This is a genomic window from Ramlibacter sp. (genome assembly GCF_028292805.1).
GTDB lineage: Bacteria > Pseudomonadota > Gammaproteobacteria > Burkholderiales > Burkholderiaceae_C > Ramlibacter.
Genome location: NZ_JAQGLS010000072.1, coordinates 1 through 3636 on the forward strand (window position 1 = coordinate 1; position 3636 = coordinate 3636).

A 3636-nucleotide genomic window follows, 5' to 3' on the forward strand; every position below is an offset into this window, starting at 1 on the left:
GATCTACGGGGGCTAGAGGGCTGGTTTGTCCTCGGACGCCAACTGCATCCGTCGCCGCAGTCGCTGCGCTTCTTCCGTTGCGCCGGCCTGCTCGGCCCGCATCGCCTGCGCGCCCAGCCAGGCCAGCACCGCGCGGCGCCAGCCTTGCTCGGAGGCGGTGTCGGCGGCCAGCTGCAGCACTTGCGGATCGGCCCGGCCGGTGCGCAGCAGCACCGCCGCCGCGATCAGGCGCGAAACCGGATCGTCCATCTTCTTCAAGGCGTCACCGCCGGCCAGGCCGCGGTACTCCTTGGCCAACTGCTCGGCCTGCGCCGGCTGCAGCGTTCCCGCCAGGAAGTCGGCGTAGGCGCGCTCGGTCGCCGGCGCGTCGACGCGCAGCGGCTCGAAACCGGCGCACGGCTGGAAGTCGAGCGTCGCCACCTGCATGGCGCAGCGCGTCAGCTCGACGCGGGCCACCTGGCCCGGCTCGCCGGTGCTCGCCACCTCGCTGCGCAGGCGGGTGAATTCGGCGGTCGCCACGCGATCCCGGCCCGACAGGTAAGCGCGTTGGTAGCGCTCCTGGGCGCCGTCGGCGTTGACCAGCCAGTCGGGCTGGCGCGGCTTGTTGCCGCAAGCGGCCAGCAGCGCCGCGCACCCGACCAGCAGCAAGAACCGCTTCCATGCAACCTCCCCCAGGATTGTCCGCTGCGCGGCCTGCTCCGCCCTCCTCCGCGAGCGCGGGGGGCGAGCCCCTTCCGGCGGCCGTGCGGGGCTCACTGGACGACCCTGCGCGCTACGCGCTGCGGGATTTGCCTTGGGCCGGGCCCGGCGGCTCATGGCAGCTCCACCTTGCGTTCCCTGGCCAGCGGCCACTTGCGGTTCAGGTCGTTGATCATGTCCTCGATCTTGCGCAGGTTGGTCTCCACCTCGGCGCGCAGCGTGCCCAGGTCCTCGGTGGCCACGCGCACGTTGCTGGCGGCGCCTTGCGCCTCCTTGAGCACGGTGTCGATGCGCTGCATGCTGCTGCGCGCGTCGGTCAGCAGCACCTGCACCTGCCGCACCGTGACGCGGGCGTCGTTGGCCAGCCCCTCGGGGCCGAACACCTGGCGGTCGGCGTTGACCACCATGCGGTCGGTGTTGCCCACCAGCTGCTCGACCCGCGCCAGCGCCGCGTTGGCGCGCTCGATGGTCACGACCAGCTTCTGCGCATCGGCCTCGTTGCCGAAGATGGCGTGCAGCGCGCCGCGCTCGCTTTGCAGCTTGCGGGTGAACACCTGCAGGCTCCCCATCGCCTGGTTCAGCTCGGAATTGGAGGCCGTGATCTCGTTGAGGTTGTCCAGCACGTTGCGCGCCGCCCCGATCACGCGCTGGATCTCCTCGTTGGCGTCGCCGCGCAGCACCGGCCGCTCGGCGCCCGCGGGCAGCGGCGGATCGGCCAGCATGCCGGTGTAGGCGCGCAGCTGCGGCCCGCCCAGCAAGCCCTTGACCAGCGTGAACACGCTCGAGGTGCGCAGCCACTTGGCGTCCTTTTGCCGCACCTCCACCTTGATGCGCACGTTGCCCTCCTCGCCCAGCTCGACGCTCTCGACCCGGCCGATGGGAAAGCCGGAAAAGCTCAGGTCCATGCCGGCCACGACGCCCTCGGCGTTGTCGGCGATCAGCACCAGCCCTTGCTTGGGCTCGAAGTAGCCGCGCGCCCGCAACAGGTAGAGCGCGGCGGCGACCACCAGGGCGACGGTGAACACCAGCAGCACGATGGCCTTCAACTGCAGGTTCTCCACCGGTCGGGCCTGGGCGCTGGGCTCGGAGCGGGAGACCGGTGTCTGCGGCGGCGGCGGCGGGCTGGCCGGCGGGGGCGGCGGGGGCGGAAGGGCGGCGTTGGGGTCGTCCATGGTCAGAAGTAGTTGCCCATCAGCGAGACGGCCTCGAGCATCAGCAGCACGCCGAACATCCGCACCAGGCCTTGCAGCGCGGCAGCCTCGCGGGAGCCGTCGCTGTCGACGTTGTTCAGGCCCGAAGCCATGGGAATGATGGAAACGGCGAGCGCGAAGAACACCGTCTTGAGCACGAAGATCATCATGAAGCCGGGGTGGAACACCCGCCCCACGATGCGCGTGTAGTTCTGTTCGCCGGCCAGGTGGAAGCCGTACATCGCCAGGTAGGCCAGCACGCCGGCCACCAGGCAGCTGAGCGCCGCCAGCGTGATGCAGGAGAACACGCCCGCCAGCATGCGCGGCAGCACCTCGACCGCGATGGGGTCGAGCTTGCGCCGCCGCAGGGTGCGAAAGTGGCCGATGCGCCGCATCTCCACCAGCGCCGCCCCGCTCGGAATGGTGCAGCGCAGGGCGACGAACAGCGCCGCCGTCAGCGGGATCAGCTCGATCACCAGCACCCGGATCACCATCTCCAGCGCGTACTGCGACAGCCCGTAGTTGTCGGCGGTGATGATCACGATGCGCGTGATGATCATCGTGAACAGCGCGATCATCACGGTGAACCACCAGAGGATGGGGGCCGTGTCCAGGTACATGTGGCGCGCCAGGTTGTAGCGCGTCTCCGGTCCGTAGCTGCGCGGCGACAAGGCCCGCACCAGCATCACGGCGCCGAAGAACGTGATCCGGGCCCATGCCGCCAGCCAGCGCGCCGGCGCCAGGCCGGTATGACTGACGGAGCGGTAGGCGGTGGTCATGCGGGTCATGGAACGCGCATGGTAGCTGGACGGCGCCGAGCCGGGTCGTCCGGCACCGCCTCCTATCGAGCCGGGCTGCCCGTTCAGGCGACGTGGGCGCTGCACGCGCGCAACACCACTGCAGCAACTTCCCGCGCTTTGCAAAAATTCGGCCGGCGGCGGCGCGCCTTTACACGCCGTTAGCGCACTTTCGGCCTGACTCATGCGTTCATTGCGGCATGAACGCTTTCCTCAGAGGCGCGCCTGCTGTGATCGCGCTGGCCTGGAGCGCCGCCGCCCTGGCGCAGGTGGTGGCCGTGCCTGACGCCCACCTGCACCATGCCGAGGGCTCGGTGGCCCATGCGCCGCGGGACGACCAGGAATGGCACGACGTGCAGCCGCGCCGGGTGCTCAAGCGCGGCGACCGGCTGTGGACCGACCGCGGCTCGCGCGCCGAACTGCAGGCCGGCGGCCACGCCTTGCGCGTCGACAGCCAGACCCAGGTGACGCTGGAAAACGCCAGCCCGACTTCGACCCAGCTGAGCCTGACGCAAGGCAGCCTGCTGGCGACGGTGACGCGGGCCAACCCTGGCGACAGCTTCGAGATCGGCACGCCCAACCTGGCGTTCCGGGCTCGCCAGCCGGGCGACTACCGGATCGACGTCGACGCCAGTCAAGGCACGACCCGGGTGGTGGTGCTGGCCGGCACCGCCGTCGTATATGGCGAACAGGGCCAGGCGCAGGAACTCAAGGCCGGCCAGCGCGCCACCTTCCGCGAACGCGGGTTGGCCAAGGTCAAGCTGCCGCTGTTCGCAGCCACCGACGACTTCGATCGCTGGGCCGGGGCGCGCCGCCGCGGCGAACCCACCGTGCGGATGCCCACGGTCGCCGCGGCGCCCGCCGCCGCGCCAAGCGCGGCCTACAACGGACGCACCATCATCATCGCCGGGCCAGCGTCGGCGCAGGCGAACGCCAGGCCGACGGCCCCG

At 70.8% G+C, this 3636-nt stretch carries 4 protein-coding genes; 1 reads left to right on the forward strand and 3 read right to left on the reverse strand.

Annotated features, from left to right (window positions below):
* Nucleotides 1-12: 12 nt before the first annotated feature.
* The 3 genes from JWP65_RS03845 to JWP65_RS03855 all read right to left on the reverse strand — a co-directional run bounded on the left by JWP65_RS03845 (nucleotide 13) and on the right by JWP65_RS03855 (nucleotide 2677).
* Complete coding sequence (locus JWP65_RS03845) at nucleotides 13-648, reverse strand: hypothetical protein (RefSeq protein ID WP_299760516.1); 636 nt, start codon at nucleotides 646-648, stop codon at nucleotides 13-15.
* 164 nt (nucleotides 649-812) lie between these two features.
* On the reverse strand, nucleotides 813-1871 hold the full coding sequence (locus JWP65_RS03850; RefSeq protein ID WP_299760518.1) for an MlaD family protein: 1059 nt from the start codon (nucleotides 1869-1871) through the stop codon (nucleotides 813-815).
* A 2-nt stretch (nucleotides 1872-1873) separates the two neighbouring features.
* Nucleotides 1874-2677 carry an ABC transporter permease gene (locus JWP65_RS03855; protein ID WP_299760520.1) on the reverse strand — a complete coding sequence of 268 codons (804 nt, stop codon included), beginning with the start codon at nucleotides 2675-2677 and terminating at the stop codon, nucleotides 1874-1876.
* Between the two features lie 209 nt (nucleotides 2678-2886).
* On the opposite strand from JWP65_RS03855, the gene JWP65_RS03860 reads away from it, so the two are divergent.
* Nucleotides 2887-3636 (forward strand): FecR domain-containing protein (locus tag JWP65_RS03860; protein ID WP_299760522.1); only part of this gene is annotated, 750 nt, incomplete at its 3' end.

Excerpts from the sequence above, each read along its gene's own strand:
- JWP65_RS03850 (WP_299760518.1), bottom strand. The coding sequence starts at position 1,871 with ATGGACGACCCCAACGCCGCCCTTCCGCCCCCGCCGCCCCCGCCGGCC.
- JWP65_RS03855 (WP_299760520.1), bottom strand. The coding sequence starts at position 2,677 with ATGACCCGCATGACCACCGCCTACCGCTCCGTCAGTCATACCGGCCTG.